General features: G+C 41.6%; 16 protein-coding genes. 12 read left to right on the plus strand and 4 right to left on the minus strand.

Annotated features, from left to right (window positions below; translation table 11 throughout):
• Nucleotides 1–294: 294 nt before the first annotated feature.
• Nucleotides 295–531 carry a Type 1 glutamine amidotransferase-like domain-containing protein gene (locus IEV91_RS21580; protein WP_229745344.1) on the minus strand — a complete coding sequence of 79 codons (237 nt, stop codon included), beginning with the start codon at nucleotides 529–531 and terminating at the stop codon, nucleotides 295–297.
• A complete protein-coding gene (locus IEV91_RS21585) occupies nucleotides 525–803 on the minus strand; it encodes a hypothetical protein (protein ID WP_229745346.1) in 279 nt (92 codons plus the stop codon). Before IEV91_RS21585 ends, IEV91_RS21580 begins: the two co-directional genes overlap by 7 nt.
• A gap of 356 nt (nucleotides 804–1,159) precedes the next feature.
• On the opposite strand from IEV91_RS21585, the gene IEV91_RS01590 reads away from it, so the two are divergent.
• The gene (locus IEV91_RS01590; RefSeq protein WP_188495356.1) at nucleotides 1,160–1,978 is read left to right on the plus strand and encodes a multinuclear nonheme iron-dependent oxidase; all 819 of its coding nucleotides are present in this window, start codon (nucleotides 1,160–1,162) and stop codon (nucleotides 1,976–1,978) included.
• A gap of 12 nt (nucleotides 1,979–1,990) precedes the next feature.
• Complete coding sequence (locus IEV91_RS01595; RefSeq protein ID WP_188495357.1) at nucleotides 1,991–2,290, plus strand: TIGR04104 family putative zinc finger protein; 300 nt, start codon at nucleotides 1,991–1,993, stop codon at nucleotides 2,288–2,290.
• Nucleotides 2,291–2,350: 60 nt separating this feature from the next.
• Here IEV91_RS01595 and IEV91_RS01600 read toward each other — a convergent pair whose 3' ends face one another.
• Nucleotides 2,351–2,914, minus strand: a complete 564-nt coding sequence (locus tag IEV91_RS01600) for a DUF420 domain-containing protein (protein ID WP_188495358.1) — start codon at nucleotides 2,912–2,914, stop codon at nucleotides 2,351–2,353.
• A gap of 291 nt (nucleotides 2,915–3,205) precedes the next feature.
• On the minus strand, nucleotides 3,206–4,921 hold the full coding sequence (locus tag IEV91_RS01605) for an Rqc2 family fibronectin-binding protein (RefSeq protein ID WP_188495359.1): 1,716 nt from the start codon (nucleotides 4,919–4,921) through the stop codon (nucleotides 3,206–3,208).
• Nucleotides 4,922–5,262: 341 nt separating this feature from the next.
• Between IEV91_RS01605 and IEV91_RS01610 the strand changes: the two genes are divergently transcribed.
• The 10 genes from IEV91_RS01610 to pknB all read left to right on the plus strand — a co-directional run bounded on the left by IEV91_RS01610 (nucleotide 5,263) and on the right by pknB (nucleotide 16,894).
• Nucleotides 5,263–6,144 (plus strand): YicC/YloC family endoribonuclease, encoded by an 882-nt coding sequence (locus IEV91_RS01610; protein ID WP_188495360.1) that lies wholly within the window; start codon nucleotides 5,263–5,265, stop codon nucleotides 6,142–6,144.
• 31 nt (nucleotides 6,145–6,175) lie between these two features.
• Entirely contained in the window at nucleotides 6,176–6,436 is a 261-nt protein-coding gene (gene remA / locus IEV91_RS01615) for an extracellular matrix/biofilm regulator RemA (RefSeq protein WP_188495362.1), read from the plus strand.
• 18 nt (nucleotides 6,437–6,454) lie between these two features.
• The gene (gene gmk, locus IEV91_RS01620) at nucleotides 6,455–7,072 is read left to right on the plus strand and encodes a guanylate kinase (protein WP_188495364.1); all 618 of its coding nucleotides are present in this window, start codon (nucleotides 6,455–6,457) and stop codon (nucleotides 7,070–7,072) included.
• A 5-nt stretch (nucleotides 7,073–7,077) separates the two neighbouring features.
• The gene (rpoZ, locus tag IEV91_RS01625; RefSeq protein WP_188495491.1) at nucleotides 7,078–7,272 is read left to right on the plus strand and encodes a DNA-directed RNA polymerase subunit omega; all 195 of its coding nucleotides are present in this window, start codon (nucleotides 7,078–7,080) and stop codon (nucleotides 7,270–7,272) included.
• A gap of 91 nt (nucleotides 7,273–7,363) precedes the next feature.
• Complete coding sequence (coaBC, locus tag IEV91_RS01630; protein WP_229745348.1) at nucleotides 7,364–8,590, plus strand: bifunctional phosphopantothenoylcysteine decarboxylase/phosphopantothenate--cysteine ligase CoaBC; 1,227 nt, start codon at nucleotides 7,364–7,366, stop codon at nucleotides 8,588–8,590.
• Entirely contained in the window at nucleotides 8,587–11,007 is a 2,421-nt protein-coding gene (gene priA, locus IEV91_RS01635; RefSeq protein ID WP_188495366.1) for a primosomal protein N', read from the plus strand. The genes coaBC and priA overlap by 4 nt, the downstream gene beginning before the upstream one ends.
• Nucleotides 11,008–11,027: 20 nt before the next feature.
• Nucleotides 11,028–11,960 (plus strand): methionyl-tRNA formyltransferase, encoded by a 933-nt coding sequence (gene fmt, locus IEV91_RS01640; RefSeq protein ID WP_188495368.1) that lies wholly within the window; start codon nucleotides 11,028–11,030, stop codon nucleotides 11,958–11,960.
• Between the two features lie 5 nt (nucleotides 11,961–11,965).
• Nucleotides 11,966–13,315 carry a 16S rRNA (cytosine(967)-C(5))-methyltransferase RsmB gene (gene rsmB, locus IEV91_RS01645; protein ID WP_188495495.1) on the plus strand — a complete coding sequence of 450 codons (1,350 nt, stop codon included), beginning with the start codon at nucleotides 11,966–11,968 and terminating at the stop codon, nucleotides 13,313–13,315.
• Nucleotides 13,316–14,036: 721 nt separating this feature from the next.
• On the plus strand, nucleotides 14,037–14,789 hold the full coding sequence (locus IEV91_RS01650) for a Stp1/IreP family PP2C-type Ser/Thr phosphatase (protein ID WP_188495370.1): 753 nt from the start codon (nucleotides 14,037–14,039) through the stop codon (nucleotides 14,787–14,789).
• Entirely contained in the window at nucleotides 14,786–16,894 is a 2,109-nt protein-coding gene (gene pknB, locus IEV91_RS01655) for a Stk1 family PASTA domain-containing Ser/Thr kinase (protein ID WP_188495372.1), read from the plus strand. Before IEV91_RS01650 ends, pknB begins: the two co-directional genes overlap by 4 nt.
• The last annotated feature ends 10 nt before the right edge of the window (nucleotides 16,895–16,904 follow it).

A 16,904-nucleotide genomic window follows, 5' to 3' on the forward strand; every position in this document is an offset into this window, starting at 1 on the left:
CCAAAAGTCTTATCTAAGCGTTGTTTTATTTCTCCGTAAAAAAGATAGACTTTCTTTTACTGAGATGGTTATTCTGATACTTTTTAAAATATATGCATATAAAATTGTGGTCATCAGAACGTTGTGGATCTCCGCTCCAGAGTGCTCGATTTCCTCGGGCACGGCCTCAGCTAATTTTGGAATGGACGATTTGTGTTCCAAAATAGATCTTCGGCCGCGTGCTGTTCCCGATGGAGTCTCGCGTCTTCCGCTTCAATCCATTTGATTGCAGACGATGTCTCAGTAAAAAAATTTTCAAAGCCTAACTAAAGACCGGGTGCTCTTGAAGTGACACCAAATCGTATGGTCTTTAAGTAGGTTTAGTGGATGACTCTCTTCCAGTCCAATAGAATTAGGATCCATATGTGCTGAGGTCATAATATCTTTTCCTAAAATAATGGCGCCGGCACTTCCTCCATTAATTATGCCCCCATTTCTATAATAAGCTTTTAGAACCTCATCAATTCGACTCTCTTTTAAATCCTTCAGCAAGCTAATGGTATTACCACCGCCAATATAAACTGCAGAGAAAGACTGAAATCCTCTAAAGACTTTCCTGTCAGTTCAGTCCACATGATGATGTGATGAATACCTAAACGATTTAAAAGCTGGGTTATCCATTCATAGCACTTATCATAGGGATTGTCATTTTTCATGGCAAGAGGTATGTACAGTAAAGGTTTTTCCAGACTGATTTCTCGAGCGAAATGCCGATCTAATAACTGTTCATCACTTCCGCCTCCAGAAAGGAATAACTGTTTCATGTAGCGTCATCTCCTTGGAAATATCATACTAAACATTATAAAAAAGCAATAAAATAAAGAATTTTTCCTTAAATCTGAAGAGATCTTATGAAAAACATGTTAAAATTATCCTATAATGAATTTCATTAAGGAGTGCTGCACATGTTTTACCGCAAAAAGACCTATGAGATAGAACCTAATAAATTTGAACTCTTTAATGATTTTTTTCACAATGATTTATAGGGTTTATATCCTATTCAAGTTAAAAATGGGGCTCAATTAGTTGGGCGTTGGACAACGGAAGATCATTGAAAAATTTATTCATACATATTATCCTAAGCGTTAAAAGGTAGGACAACAATTAGGAGGGGAATGATTTGAAGTTTGCTGTCAATTATTCTAACAAAACAAAGGCCCTTTATGAAAAAGGCAAGATTAACATGGATCTCTTTAAGTGCCCAGATTATGATTTTGATCCTGAATTGATTGAAAGCGCAAGGGGGCAAGCTCCAATCTATATCCATTTTCCTCTTAATATTGGACAGGGGCGACTTCGTGAGGTGGAGTGGGATAACATTCATAGGCAAATGGAAGAAACCCATACGCCTTATGTCAATCTGCACCTTGTTGGCTATAAACAGGACTTTCCAGATGATCAAGAGAAAGGCACACAAGAATTTAAGCAAGACTATATTGAGGCGATTTTAATGGAACTTGAAGCCCCTTTAAAAGAATTTTCCCCTACTCAAATCATTCTTGAAAATGTGGTGTGGAGGGGTCCAGAAGGGAAAATGTTGAAAACAGCCATTGAGCCTGAAGTGCTGTCGACCATTGTAAAAGAAAGTGGTTGCGGACTCTTGCTTGATCTTGCCCATGCTCAAATGACAGCGCAATACACAGGGGAAAGTGTCTATGATTACCTTGAACGCTTGCCTACTAAGCATTTACGTGAGCTCCATATCACGGGGATTCAAGCGGATGGTACGGGGAAATTAAGAGACAGTATGCCTATGACTGAGGAAGATTGGAGATTAGTAGGATGGGCATTGTCAAACATTCGGAAGGGGAAGTGGAAATGTCCTTGGGTCGTTTCCTTTGAATATGGTGGAGAGGGGCCATTGTTTGAATGGCGAACCGATCAACAGGTCTTAGCAAGACAAGTGCCTAAACTCTATCGTATGGTGAGAGACATATAGGAGGTGAGTCCCATGCCCAAATGTCATTATTGTGGGAAGACATGGACATGGAAACAAACGTTTAAGTGCAATCTTACATTCAAAAAAAGAAAAAAATGCCCCTATTGCGGGGAGCCCAACTATATGACATTCAGAACCTTTCATCGCTTAGAAGGCTTTGCCTGTGCCTTTATCCTGATTGCGGTTATCCTAACCTTCATGAAGCTGCCGCATTTATTGACCCTAGCGTTTGATGCAGGACTTATTATTCTATGGTTACTGATAGTGCCGTTCCAATATGAATTTACAGATAAGGAAGAAGGTCCGACGTAAAAATAAAGTTCTGGTTATGAGGATAAAAAAATGCCGACACATTATCGGCATTTTAACAGATTAATAATAAGGCGCCATCATTAAATAAACAATAACTCCTGTGAGACTGACATATAACCAAATCGGTAAGGTCCAGCGCACGATTTTCTTATGCTTTTTCACTTGCATTGTCCAGCCCCAGACGAGAGAAAACAAGGCAAGAGGCACGATGATTGCAGCTAAAAAGCTGTGCGTAATTAAGATTGTGAAGTAAATCGGTCTAAGGACCCCTTGTCCGCCATAACTCGCTGTCTCCGGTGAAATATAATGAAATGTTAAATAGGAGATGAGAAATAACAGTGTCGCTGAAAAAGCAGCAAGGACAAATCCTTTATGTACTTTGATATTCTTCTTTCTAATGGCGAAGAAGGCCGCCCATAAAAAGATAAAAGTAAAGCTGTTAAAGATGGCATTAAGCCTTGGGAAAATATTAATGTCAAAGTCAACAGAGCCCTGGTAGCCTATAGGTGAGAAAAACAGTAATAGAATAATCACGACGGCAACAATCGAAAACGTCCAGATCAAGACGGCGAAGTTTTTATTGCTCGTCGGTTGGTATTGCTTATCCTCGGAATCCTTATTCATTTTGATTAACTCCTTAAAAAGAGTGTGCGTTTTGAACACACTTTAAATTTAATCTTTGCCACTATTATAGCTTGATCCATGATTTTTTAAAATGGCAAAGCTTTGAACATCGTCGTATAAAATAGACTTTGTTGTAAAATTGTCAGATTTTGTGAAGGGGCGGGAATCCACACCACCCTGATAATCAGAACTTATACTTTCTGATTCGTTGAGAACAAAAAAATCGAACGATCAATCCAGATTACATTTTCATACCTGTGGATCGTCGTTCGATTCTTTCTGGTAGGTTGATTACTTATCCTTTAATTGCAAAACCAGTCGTTCATCTGGTGTAACAAAGACGGTTTTTTGATGATCGTAAATCACATATCCTGGTTTCGCACCATTTGGCTTATGGACATGCTTGATCAATGTGTAATCGACGGGGACACGACTGGACATGGAAGATTTGCTAAAGTAGGCTGCCAAGGTGGCTGCTTCTACCAGTGTCTTCTCACTAAAGTCATTGCCTTTGATGACGACGTGTGACCCCGGGATATCTTTAGTATGTAACCACGTATCTTCAGAAGCAGCATGACGGGTGGTTAAATACTCGTTTTGTTTATTATTTTTTCCAACTAGAATGGTAACACCCTCTGAAGATGTGTAGTGTTCAAGACTAGGTTTTTGCTTCTTCTTCTTTTTCCCATGTTTTTGACCTCTTGCACGCAAATATCCGCCTTCCTCAAGCTCCTCACGAATTTCTTCGATATCATGGAAGCCGGCCGACTCGATTTGTTGACTTAGAGCGTCTAAGTATTCAATTTCTTGAAGGGTAGCGGCAATCTGTTCTTCAACGATTCTTTGTGCGGTTTTCAGCTTGTTATATTTTTTAAAGAGCAATTGTGCATTTTCTGAAGGGCTTTTATGAGGATCAAGTTCGATCGTCACCGTCTCTTGATTTTCATCGTAATAGTTCACCGCTTCAATTTTTCGATCACCTTTTTTGATCATATGCATATGCGCTGTCACCAGTTCCCCATAAAGTTGGTAACGGGAAGCCCCTTCTGCTTCCTTCAGAGTGTCTTTTAATTTTCCAAGCTTTCGTTCGTTTTTCTTTTTCTCGTTATGGACCCAATGGCTTAAGTTCGCCGCCCGTTGCCTAACAATATCTGACTCAGATTTCAAAGCAAAAAAGGTTTCTAGCATGTCACTCGGAGAATCAAAGTATTCAGGCTCGCCATCAAGATGTGACAGGGCCAAAACATGAAACTGATCTTTAGCACCTTGTCGATGAATAATCTGGGGATGGAAGGCTTCGTTTTGTATCGCTGTTTGAACCTCAGAGAAGGCTTTAAGCACAGCATCTTGGTTTGGCAAACCCGCTCGAGAAATGATTTCCGTTGCTAAAAGCGGAGAGAAACCATTAATCGTTTGCACCAGTTGACGATCCAATTTTCCTGCGTTAAAATCCAGTCGTCTCAACAAGTCTTCTTCCGTTGTTTCCAGCGGATCGAGTTTGTGCTGATCAGGGGGTAAAACATAGGGTTGACCGGGCAAAACAGTGCGATGGCGGTTGACCGCAGGAGAGAGCCGTTTAATAGCATCAATTATCTTCCCGGTTTCTTGATCCACGAGGATGATGTTACTATGTTTACCCATCAGTTCAATAATCAATCGCCTGTGAGCCACATCCCCAATGTCATTTTTACCGCGTAAATTGATGTGGACAATGCGTTCAAAGCCATCTTGTTCGATAGATTCAATAACATTACCTTCTAAGTGCTTTCTCAGGAGCATACAAAACATAGGGGGCTCGCTGGGATTATCTGCACTTCGCTTCGTGATATGTAGGCGTGTAAATTGCGCTCCAGCAGATATAAGTAAACGGCGATTGGCGCCATGTGATCGAATAACTAAAATAAGATCGGTTTGGTGGGGCTGATAAATTTTACTCACTCGACCTCCAGAAAACGTATGATCAAGTTCCAAACAAACCGCTCGCGTGACAATACCATCAAATGACATCGTGATCCCTCACTTTCGTATAAAAGATGTTCAAAATCAAGTTGAACACACATTAATAAGTATAGCATGTGGCATTCGTATTGTAAGGTGTTTAAAATTTAGCGTTGGCTTGTTGTTTTTAATATGAAGAATTGATGGTAAACTAGGAGTAACTCCCTTGAGACAATGGTTGGAAAGAACAAGAGGAGGCGCGTCAAATACATGGCGTATGCTTCCGATTGAAAATGGCTTATAAAAGAAAGTATCTCTTGGTTTTAGAAGTGTTAAACGACTTTTTTTGTTTTACTCCACCTTTGTGGCTAGCACTTTTAAAATTGTTATGAAACTTTGGATGTGATAAAATGTTAACAAGTATGACTGGTTACGGACGGGCAACACTTAGTAATGGCACTCACACAGTGACGGTCGAAATGAAATCCGTTAATCATCGCTATTTAGAGATGACCTTTAATACACCTCGGTCTCTATTACACCTTGAGGATGACATGAAAAGGTGTATTAAGAATGTCTTACATCGGGGTTCAATTACGGTGTTGTTAACGATATCAGGAGAGTCTTTAAATGAAACGACACTTCACGTTAATTGGGACTTATTAGATCAATATATAGAGAAGTTGAAGACGATATCGGATCGTTATGGATTAGAGATTCAGCATCACCTTCAAGATATTAATCAATTCAATGATGTTTTTACGGTAATAGAGAAACCGAAGCAAACATCGTCCATTGATGCGCTTATTCTCTCCACTCTTAACGCCGCTTTAGATCATCATAAAGCAATGCGGTTAAAAGAGGGGCAACACTTATATTATGATTTAAAAGAAAGACTTTCTGAAGTGGACAAATGTGTGAAAAAGATTCACGAATACGCGCCAAAGGTTGTTGAAACCTATCGAAACCGTCTTGAAAATAGAATCCTTGATTTTCTCAATGGACGTGCCTTAGTCGATGAAGAACGCTTACTCAATGAAGTCGCTGGATTCGCTGAAAAAGTCAATATTGACGAGGAACTGACACGATTATCGAGTCATTCTGAGCAATTTCGAGCTTTTCTTGAAGAAAGCGGCCCTGTGGGGAGGAAAATGGATTTTCTTATTCAGGAGATGAATCGAGAAACCAATACAATAGGTTCTAAGGCTAACGATATACATATTGCACGTGAAGTCGTAGAGATAAAAAGCCACATTGAGAAGATAAGGGAACAAATACAAAATATTGAGTGATTGAAGAATATGAGAGGGGCCCTTACACAAGATGATAACCTTAATAAATATCGGGTTTGGTAACATCGCTTCAGCGAGCCGGATTGTTTCCATTGTCAGTCCAGAATCCCAACCGATTAAACGTTTAATAAAAATTGCGAGGGAGCAAAATAAACTTATTGATGCAACCTATGGACGCCGCACTCGCGCTGTGATTGTTATGGACAGTGACCACGTGATTCTTTCGTCCGTCCAACCCGAGACAGTCTCGCAAAGGCTAATTTCTCAAGACGAAGTGACCGATGAAGGTTAAGGAGTTGGAGGGTAAGTTATGACTTTTAAGGAAAAAGGATTATTATTTGTTTTATCTGGCCCTTCAGGTGTAGGAAAGGGTACGGTCTGTCGAGCGCTTAGAGAGAGAGGAACAAGCCTTCAATACTCCATTTCCGTGACCACGAGAAAACCGCGGGAAGGGGAGCGTGACGGGGTTGAATATTTCTTTAGAACGAAAGAAAAGTTTAAAGAGATGATTGCTCACAATGAACTCCTTGAATGGGCAGAGTATGTAGGAAACTTTTATGGGACGCCCTTGCAATACGTGCGTCAAACTCTTGAAGATGGGAAAGATGTGCTCCTTGAAATTGAGGTTCAAGGTGCATTACAGGTGAAACAGAATTTTCCAGAAGGTATTTTTATTTTTTTAGTCCCGCCTAGTTTAGGAGAGCTTAAAAAAAGAATCACGGGTCGTGGAACTGAGACGAATGATTTAATAGAAAATCGTTTAAGTACAGCGCGAACTGAAATTGATTTGATGAAGCACTATGATTATGTGATTGAAAATGATCAGGTTGAGCGTGCCTGCGATCGCATAGAAGCCGTTGTCACAGCAGAACACTGTAAACAATCACGAATCATTGAAAAATATAAAAGACTAACGGAGGTTGATTGAATATGATGCTCTATCCTTCAATCGATACATTATTGGAACAAATTGACTCGAAGTATACCTTGGTAACCCTTTCTGCGAAAAGAGCTCGTGAGCTCGCGGTGTCGGAGAAACCATTAATTAAAAATGTTTTTTCAGAAAAGGTTGTTGGCATGGCTTTAGAAGAAATTAATGAAGGTCTTATAAAGTACGAACGCGCGTAATAAATGACAATGAGTATCAGGCTGTCGGGAAAGTCTCGACAGCCTCATTTATATATATGACCGAGTGTAATAAAGAGTGGGAGTGTTGAAGGTGACAATAGAGAACAAAACGATTGTACTCATTGTTTCGGGTGGAATTGCCGCCTATAAGGCTTGCACGTTGACAAGTGCTCTAGTAAAAAAGGGGGCAAATGTAGAAGTAATTATGACGGAAGGCGCTAAAGCCTTTGTCTCGCCCGTCACGTTTCAGGCGTTGTCTAGAAATCCTGTTCATGATGATCTTTATACAGAAAAAGTACCTCATCAAATCACCCATATCGATTTGGCTGATCGGGCCGATCGGGTGGTTGTTGCACCGGCAACAGCGAATATTATTGCGAAGATGGCAATGGGGCTAGCCGATGATCTGGCGACAACTGTGATGCTGGCGACAAAAGCACCTCTTTGGGTCGCACCAGCTATGAATGTGAATATGTATCATCATCCACAGGTGCAGGAGAATATTGAAAAGCTCAAAGCTTTAAATTATCACATTCTTGACCCGGCAGCGGGAAATCTGGCGTGCGGCTGGGTAGGAAAAGGGCGGATGGTTGAACCGGAAGAGATTGCAGAAGCTTTAGAAGCTTCCTTTAATGAAAGTTCAAAAGAGAAATCTCTTGATTTGAAGGGGAAGCATTGGATCGTCACTGCAGGACCAACACAGGAAAAACTTGATCCTGTTCGCTATTTCACTAACCGTTCGTCAGGGAAAATGGGCTACGCGATTGCGGAAGCAGCCGCTCGTTTTGGTGCAGAGGTTACCCTTGTTTCAGGACCAACTACATTAGAGACTCCAACAGGGGTTGAAAGGATCGACATAGAATCGGCTGAAGATATGTATCGTGAAGTAATGCAACGATATGAAGCGGCAGATGTTGTCGTAAAAGCAGCGGCCGTGGCTGATTATCGCCCAGAACAATCGACAGAGCACAAGATTAAGAAATCTCAAGAGGCGCTGACTGTGACTTTTGTTCGTAATCCCGATATTTTAAAAACATTGGGCCAACAGAAAAAGAAACAAATCCTTGTAGGTTTTGCGGCGGAAACCGATAATCTGGAACGTTATGCTATGGAGAAGCTTGATAAGAAGCATCTTGATATGATTGTTGCGAATAATGTTGGAGCGACAGACTCCGGTTTTGCAGTAGATACTAATCGTGTGACCCTTTTTTATAAAAACGGTAAAAAACGAGCATTAGAATTAATGTCCAAGCAAAACGTTGCCATTGAACTTTGCTATGAAATTGGTAAGTTGCTTAAAAGCAGGGATGCTGAATGATCGCAGAAGTCATTGTAGATCTGGCACTAAACCAAACCGATAAGCCTTTTGATTATAGTATCCCTGAATCACTGCAGCCTTTGGTTGAGCGCGGTGCCCGAGTAATCGTTCCGTTTGGTCCAAGAAAACTTGTTGGCTTTGTGGTGGCCATAAAATCTGATACTGCATTAGAGAAGGTGCGGCCGATTCATTCTGTGATTGATCAAACACCTGTCTTAACAGATGAACTACTCCAGCTTGGGAAATGGTTGGCCAAAGAAACTTTGTGTTATGAAATCTCTGCCTTTCTGGCCATGCTCCCGGCAGCTATGAAAGCCAGCTATAAAAAAGTCATTAGTGTCGCTGATGCAGGATTATTCGAGAATGAGTTCATGGATCTCTTGTTCCTTTTTAAGAATGGCGAGCAAATAGAGTGGGAGAGTCTTCAGAAGACTCATGGGTCATGGCTAAAGCGCATAAAAGAAGCGTTGCAGGCTGGTGCTTTAAAAGAACATCAACAGGTGAATCAAGGACAAGCCGTTAAAAAAATGAAAGTGGTGCAGCCGGCACTTACGTACGATGAATTAAAACAATCACTAGAAACCTTTAAAGGGCGCGCCAAAAAACAGCGTGATGTTCTCACCTTTTTCTTGGAACAGGAAAGTCCAACGGCTATTGCCGTGAATGAAGTCATACGTGCGACCAATGTTTCCCGAGCAACGATAAAAACGCTTGTGCAAAAAGGCTTCCTTATTGAAACCGAAAAAGAGGTTTATAGAGACCCCTTTCAGGGATCAGCTAAGCCTACGATCCCCCTTGAACTAACAGATGAGCAACAGGCTGCTATTCACCCTGTTTTGGAGGATCTTGATGAGCGGCGGCACCGTGTCCATCTTTGCCATGGGGTGACTGGAAGCGGAAAAACTGAAATTTATTTACAAGCGATACAAAGGGTGTTGGAAAAGGGTCAGGAAGCGATTGTCTTAGTTCCTGAGATTTCGTTAACCCCACAAATGGTGGAACGTTTTCGTGGTCGTTTTGGTGATGAAGTTGCTGTCTTACATAGTGGTTTAAGTCGCGGTGAAAAGTATGATGAATGGCGAAAGATACACCGCGGTGAAGTCCGTGTGGTTGTGGGTGCCCGTTCGGCTGTGTTTGCCCCTTTTACAAATGTCGGGATTATCATTATTGATGAAGAACATGAAACGAGTTATAAACAGGAAGAAAGCCCGCGATACCACGCGAGAGATGTGGCGATTTTCCGTGGGGAATTTCATCATTGTCCTGTGATTTTGGGAAGTGCCACGCCTTCACTAGAATCGTATGCTAGGGCTCAAAAAGGGGTGTATCGCTTAGCCCCACTCCTTAAGCGAGTCAATCAGAAGCCGATGCCGCCCGTTTCTATTATTGATATGCGGGAAGAACTACGCGCAGGCAATCGATCGATGTTTTCTCGGGATCTGTTTCAAAGTCTACAAGAACGCCTCCGTAAAGGAGAACAAAGCGTGCTATTCCTCAATCGGAGAGGCTATTCGACCTTTATCATGTGTCGCGACTGTGGCCATGTCCTTAGCTGTCCGCACTGTGATATTTCGTTGACTTTTCACCGAAAGAATAATAAAGTGAAGTGCCATTATTGTGGGTTTGAGGAGCAAGTGCCTCACCAATGCCCGAGCTGTGGAAGTGAACATATCCGTTTTTTTGGCTCAGGAACACAAAAGGTGGAAGAAGCGCTTACGACCTTATTGCCAGAGGCCCGTGTCATTCGTATGGACGTTGATACGACACGAAAAAAAGGAGCCCATGAACGTTTTTTAAAGGCCTTTGGGCGCGGTGAAGCCGATATTTTACTTGGAACGCAAATGATTGCCAAAGGTCTTGATTTTGAAAAGGTCACATTGGTAGGAGTGCTGGCGGCTGATGCCATGCTTCACTTACCTGATTTTCGTTCCACAGAGAAAACGTTTCAGTTGCTTACCCAAGTCGGTGGACGGGCAGGGCGACATCAGCTTGATGGGGAAGTGATTATTCAAAGTTACACCCCTGAGCATTATGCGATGACGTTGGCAGCGGAACATGATTATCAACATTTTTATCTTAAAGAGATGCAATCGCGAAAACGTCATGATTATCCACCGTTTTATTATCTTTCCTTAATTACGGTGTCTCATGAATCCTTTGCGAGGGCTTCGGGTGTTGCTGAGCAGATTACTCGTTTATTAGCGCAAGAACTCACTTCGCAAGCTATTATCTTAGGTCCGGTCGCACCTCCGATTGCTAGGATCAAAGATAGATATCGCTGTCAATGCATGATAAAATATAAAAATGAACCCAAACTGAAACAAACATTGAAAAACATTCTTGATCATTATCAAGGCGCTTTTTCTAAAGAGGGCCTTTCAATTTCAATGGACATAGATCCTTATCTGATGATGTAGTCGTGGAAAGGAATGATGACATGAAAGTCATGTTTATGGGAACACCTGATTTTTCTGTCCCTGTTTTACAACAATTAATAGACGATGAATATAACGTTATTGCAGTTGTTACCCAACCGGATCGCCCTAAAGGTCGGAAAAAAGTCTTAACACCGCCTCCTGTTAAGCGATTGGCACAACAACATCATATTCCAGTCATTCAACCCGAGAAAATTCGGGATCCCAAGGCGGTTGAAAAAGTCCTTGCTTACGAACCAGACCTTATTGTCACCTGCGCTTATGGACAGATTTTACCTGTTACGATTTTAGATGCCCCAAAGTTTGGTTGCATTAATGTCCATGCTTCTTTATTACCTGAGTATAGAGGCGGTGCCCCTATTCACAAAGCAATTATCGATGGAAAAAAAGAGACGGGTGTCACCATCATGTATATGGTTAAAGCAATGGATGCTGGTGATATTCTTACCCAAGTTAAAGTGCCAATAGAAGAGACGGATAATGTTGGCACAATGCATGATAAGTTAAGTTATGCAGGTGCCCACTTATTATCTAAGACAATTCCAGATTTAATAGCTGGCCGACTCACTCCAATGCCTCAAGAGAGTGACAAGGTGACTTTTTCTCCTACAATTCGCCGTGAAGATGAACATATTGATTGGAATCAAAGCGGTGAGATGATTTATAACAAAATTAGAGGTCTGAACCCGTTCCCAGGTGCTTATACTGTGTATAATGACCAAGTGATGAAGTTATGGGAAGCGAAAAAAGTGACCGCCGCACAAACAGAAGAGCCTGGCACAATTTTAAACCTTGAAAAGGATGGTTTTGTTGTGGCAACAGGAAATGACGTTGCGATAAAAATAATAGAATGTCAGCCAGCAGGAAAGAAAAAGATGAAGGCTGGAGATTTTGTTCGAGGTGGGACGTTACATAAAGGGGACCGATTGGTTTGACCAGAATTAAAACGAAAAGTGTAAGATTTATTGCCGTAGAAGTATTAGAGAAGATCGAAAAACAAGGCGCTTATAGTCAAATCGCCTTGAATCATGCTATTGAAAAAGCCAACCTTAATGGGCAAGATATCGGTTTACTTACCCAGCTTGTTTACGGTACGATACAAAGAAGATTAACGTTGGACTTTTTTATTGAGGCTTTTGTGAATAAGGGGAAAAAAGTGGAGCCCTGGGTTCGCCAGTTACTGAGATTGTCCTTCTTCCAAATGGCCTATCTAGATAAAATTCCAGAACACGCGATCGTCAGTGAAGCTGTCACTATTGCTAAAATCCGTGGGCATAAGGGGATTGCAGGATTCGTCAATGGTGTCCTGCGTCAGGCTTTGCGTCAAGGATTACCTGATATTCAAGCGATTCAAGATCCAGAAGCAAGAATGGCGCTTTCGACCAGTCATCCGAAGTGGTTAATAAAACGTTGGAGCCAGTTCTATGGACAAACTGTAACAGAGAAAATTTGCGAAGTGAACAACACCGCGCCATCGGTATCTCTTAGAATAAACCGCTTAAAGACCACGAGAGATGCAATGATTCAAGAATTGACGGAGGATGGTCTTGTTGTAGAAAAAGGTGAGCTATCAGAAGAAGCGCTTATTCTTAACAAAGGTAAGATCATCGATCATCAGGCCTATCGAGAGGGACGTGTCACCATCCAGGATGAAAGTTCTATGCTTATTGCTCATGCTCTAGATCCGCGCCCTGAACACAAGGTCCTTGATGCTTGTGCTGGACCTGGGGGGAAAACAACACATATAGCGGAATTAATGGACAACCAGGGGACGATTATCGGTCTGGATATACATAAACATAAAACAAAATTAATCGATGATAGTGCAGCACGTTTAGATATTACTAATATTCACACTGAAGTATTGGATGCGAGAAAAGTAGCTGAAGTCTATAAAAATGAAAGCTTTGATCGCATTCTTGTGGATGCCCCGTGTACGGGTTTCGGAGTCATTCGCCGCAAGCCTGAGATTAAATATCAAAAAACACAGGCAGATATTGAGAATATCGCCCGAATTCAACACAATATCCTTTCTGCTGTTGCTCCGTTATTGAAGAAGGGTGGCAAGCTTGTGTATAGCACATGTACGATTGATAAAGAAGAGAATGTTATGACTGCGCAAGCTTTTTTAGATGCATTCCCGGATTTTAAAGTGGATGATCGCTTGCAGGAACGCCTTCCTCAAGCCGTTTCTGAAACCTCGACTTGGAATGGAAAAGGAATGGTTCAAATTCTACCACAAGATTTCAATACAGATGGTTTTTTTATCAGTTGTTTTATTAAAGGATAGGCTTCATTCGCATTGTTTGTTGCTATTGATATAGGTTACGACGTAACTACCGCTACGGAAATCCACTACGCTTTCCGTGGGCGGCTGGTGAGCCTCCTCGCACTCCGGAAAATACGGGGGTTCCCGAAAAACGCTTTTTGTTTTTTGGGGTGAGATAGGGGTCTCACCGCTGCCTTTGTTCCCGCAGGACTAAGGAAGGCTGCTAGGAGAATAATTATCGGAGAAAAATCGTGGTGTTTACGATTTTTTTGGGTCTCCGTGGATTTCCTCCGCAAGTCTGGTGAATAACAAAAAGAACCGCTTATCATTTAACAAAAGAGCGCTGCGCTTGCGTGAATTCACGAATACACTTCGAGTTGTTCCATGGAAGCTGACTTCGAAGCAATACTCGTAGACCCAGGAACAGGGGACTTTTATTCATAAATCCTGGGAACACAAATATAACAACCAAGGAACTTCAAGTTAAAAACGTCACGTCCGTGTGACAACACCGAAGCTAGCACATCAATACCACCTCAAAAAGCAAAGAACACTTTTCGGGGACTCCGATGGTGCGTCGAAGTGAGCTGAGGCTGTGCCCATGGAAAGCGAGCGACCTGGAGCGGAAAACCACCAATCTGTTACGTTGCAATTTCCTTCAACTCCTAAAAATCATGACCTTGAGAATACTAACAACTTTTTAAAAAAAGCCAGAGGATATGTGCAATAAAGGGGTGTTAATATGAAAACTATTTTTAAAACGGATTGTGGCAAGTTAAGAGACCACAATGAGGATAACGGCGGAATCTTTACTCGAGAGGGTCGAACACTTGCGCTAGTTGTTGATGGCATGGGGGGGCACAATGCCGGTGATGTTGCAAGTGCATTGGCTTTAAAAGTCGTCGCTACAGAATGGGATAGCCATCCAGAATTACAGGAATCTCATCAGGTCATCACTTGGTTAGAAAATACCGTGGCATTGGCCAATAAGAAAATATATGAAAAGGCTCAAAGCGAAGAAGCATGTAAAGGTATGGGGACTACACTTGTTGCCGCTTTTTGTGATGATACACAAGTGATCGTCGCTAACATAGGGGATAGTCGTTGTTATTTTCTTCCGGAACAAGGGGAGATTATTCAAGTAACTGAGGATGATTCATTAGTGAATGAATTAGTAAAGGCAGGTCAGCTTTCTAAAGAAGATGCCGATGATCACCCTAAGAAAAATGTCATTACAAAGGCGATAGGAACAATGCCTCAAGTTGAGTGTGAGATTCAACAACTTTCTTGGTCTAAAGGGGATCGACTCCTTTTATGTTCCGATGGTTTGAGCAATTTGGTTAATGAAAATGATTTATCTCACATTCTGCGGAACACCCTTTCAATGGAAGAAAAAGCAGAGGAACTTGTTCGTCTCGCTAATGAGGCGGGCGGCGATGATAATATTACATTAACCATTGTTGAACATGGCGGAGACGATGGTGAGTCCAAATGATCGGAAAACGATTAAATGACCGTTATAAAATCATTTCTCGAGTCGGTGATGGTGGTATGGCGGTTGTATATAAAGCGAAGGATCTTATCTTAGACCGCTTTTGTGCTGTGAAAATTTTACGTCAACAATTTTCGAATGATGAAGCCTTCATTCGCCGTTTCCGTAGAGAAGCTGAATCGGTCTCAAGTTTATCACATGCTAATATCGTGAATATATATGATATAGGTGAGGAAGATGACCTCTATTATATTGTTATGGAATACGTTGACGGCACAACATTAAAGACATATATTAAACACTTTGCACCTGTGCCCCCAGAAAATGCTGTCTATATTTTAAAGCAAATTGCTGCAGCCATTGAACATGCTCATGAACATGGGATTGTGCACAGGGACATTAAACCACAGAATATTTTAATTGATGATCAAGACCAGGTGAAGGTGACCGATTTTGGGATTGCTTTAGGGTTGACATCCGCTACCATTACTTACACGAATTCTATTTTAGGCTCGGCTCATTATTTGTCGCCTGAACAAGCGCGTGGGGGAAAGGCCACCGTTAAATCCGATATTTATGGATTTGGTATTGTCATGTATGAAATGCTAACAGGGCAATTGCCCTTTCCAGGTGATACACCGGTTTCGGTTGCCCTAAAACATTTAAATGATGATTTTATTCATCCAAGAGAACTTAATCCTAACCTCCCGCAAAGTTTAGAAAATATTATTCTACGATCTTTAGCGAAGAATCCTGACGATCGCTTTGACAGCATGGGTGACCTTTATGATGATCTTACAACAGCCTTAAACCCAGAAAGGATCAATGAACCGAAGTTTTCTCTCGCGAATGAAGATGATCCAGGGGAAACAAAGGTGATGGTACCTTTAACGAATAATCAAAGCTCTCCACACGATAGCAAGGCGTCAGTGTCTGCACCTGAAGAAAATGGTGATGAAGAAGAGGAAGAAGAGACACCTACTTCGAAAAAGAAAGAAAAAAAGAAGGATAAGGGTACAAAAGAGAAAAAGGGCAAGAAGAAAAAACGGGCAGTCCTTTTTATCACTATTGCTATTCTGTTACTTGCCATCATTGTAGCCGCCTTATTTTTAGTGCCGAAATGGCTTCGTGTAGACACGGTTGCTGTTCCAAAAGTTAAGGGATTAACCTATGAACAGGCAGCGGATAAGTTAGAAGCGAAGGAATTCAAGGTTAAACGAAAGAATGTGACTGATGAAGATGCGCCTTCAGGTGTTGTCGTCAGCCAGAATCCTGAAGCGGGCGAAAAAATCAAGAAAAAATCAACAGTGACGCTTTCGGTAAGTAAAGGACCTGAAAAAGAAACGATTCAAGATTATGTTGGTTATGATATCGAAACCGTTAAGCAACTTGGTTTGGAAGATAAATTTAAAGATGTTATATATAAGGGAGTGGCTTCGGCTGATGATCCTGTTGGACAAGTCATTGCGCAAACCCCTGATGCTGGTAGTGAAAATGTTCCCTCTGATACCGTATTACAGATTACCTATAGTACTGGACCAGAGAAAATCACTATTCCAAATATAAAAGGGGATAGCAAAGAAGATGCGAAAACTTCCTTAGAAAATCTCGGATTTAAAGTGGCTTATGCTGAGGGAGACTACTCTGATGATATTGAAGAGGGGCATGTGCTAAAAACGGACCCTAGTTTTGGAAGTACAGCAGAGGAAGGCACTGAAATCACTGTTTACTTATCAAAAGGTAAGGAACTCGAACCAAGAACGACAGTCGAGCCGATAACAGTAACAGTAAAGCAGGCTGCTGACAGTGGTGATGACGATAAACCAGGAAATGATAAGGACAACGGGAATCAAAACCACAATAGCAATAATGGTAAAGGCAATCCGCCTGATAAAGGTGACGACGAGACTCAACCCGTTAATGTTGTTATTTACTATACCGATGCAAAACATGACCACGAACAGTTCGTCAATGAAAGCATTACCGAAACCAAAGTCTATAACCTTCCACTAACGGTCGACCCTGAAGGTAAGGCGAGTTATCAAGTGTTTAAAGATGGACAGCTTATTGAAGATAAAACGATAAAATACGATGATATAAAAGATTAGGATGGGACGG

The organism is Pullulanibacillus pueri (genome assembly GCF_014639255.1).
In the GTDB taxonomy this organism is placed as follows: Bacteria; Bacillota; Bacilli; order Bacillales; family Sporolactobacillaceae; genus Pullulanibacillus; species Pullulanibacillus pueri.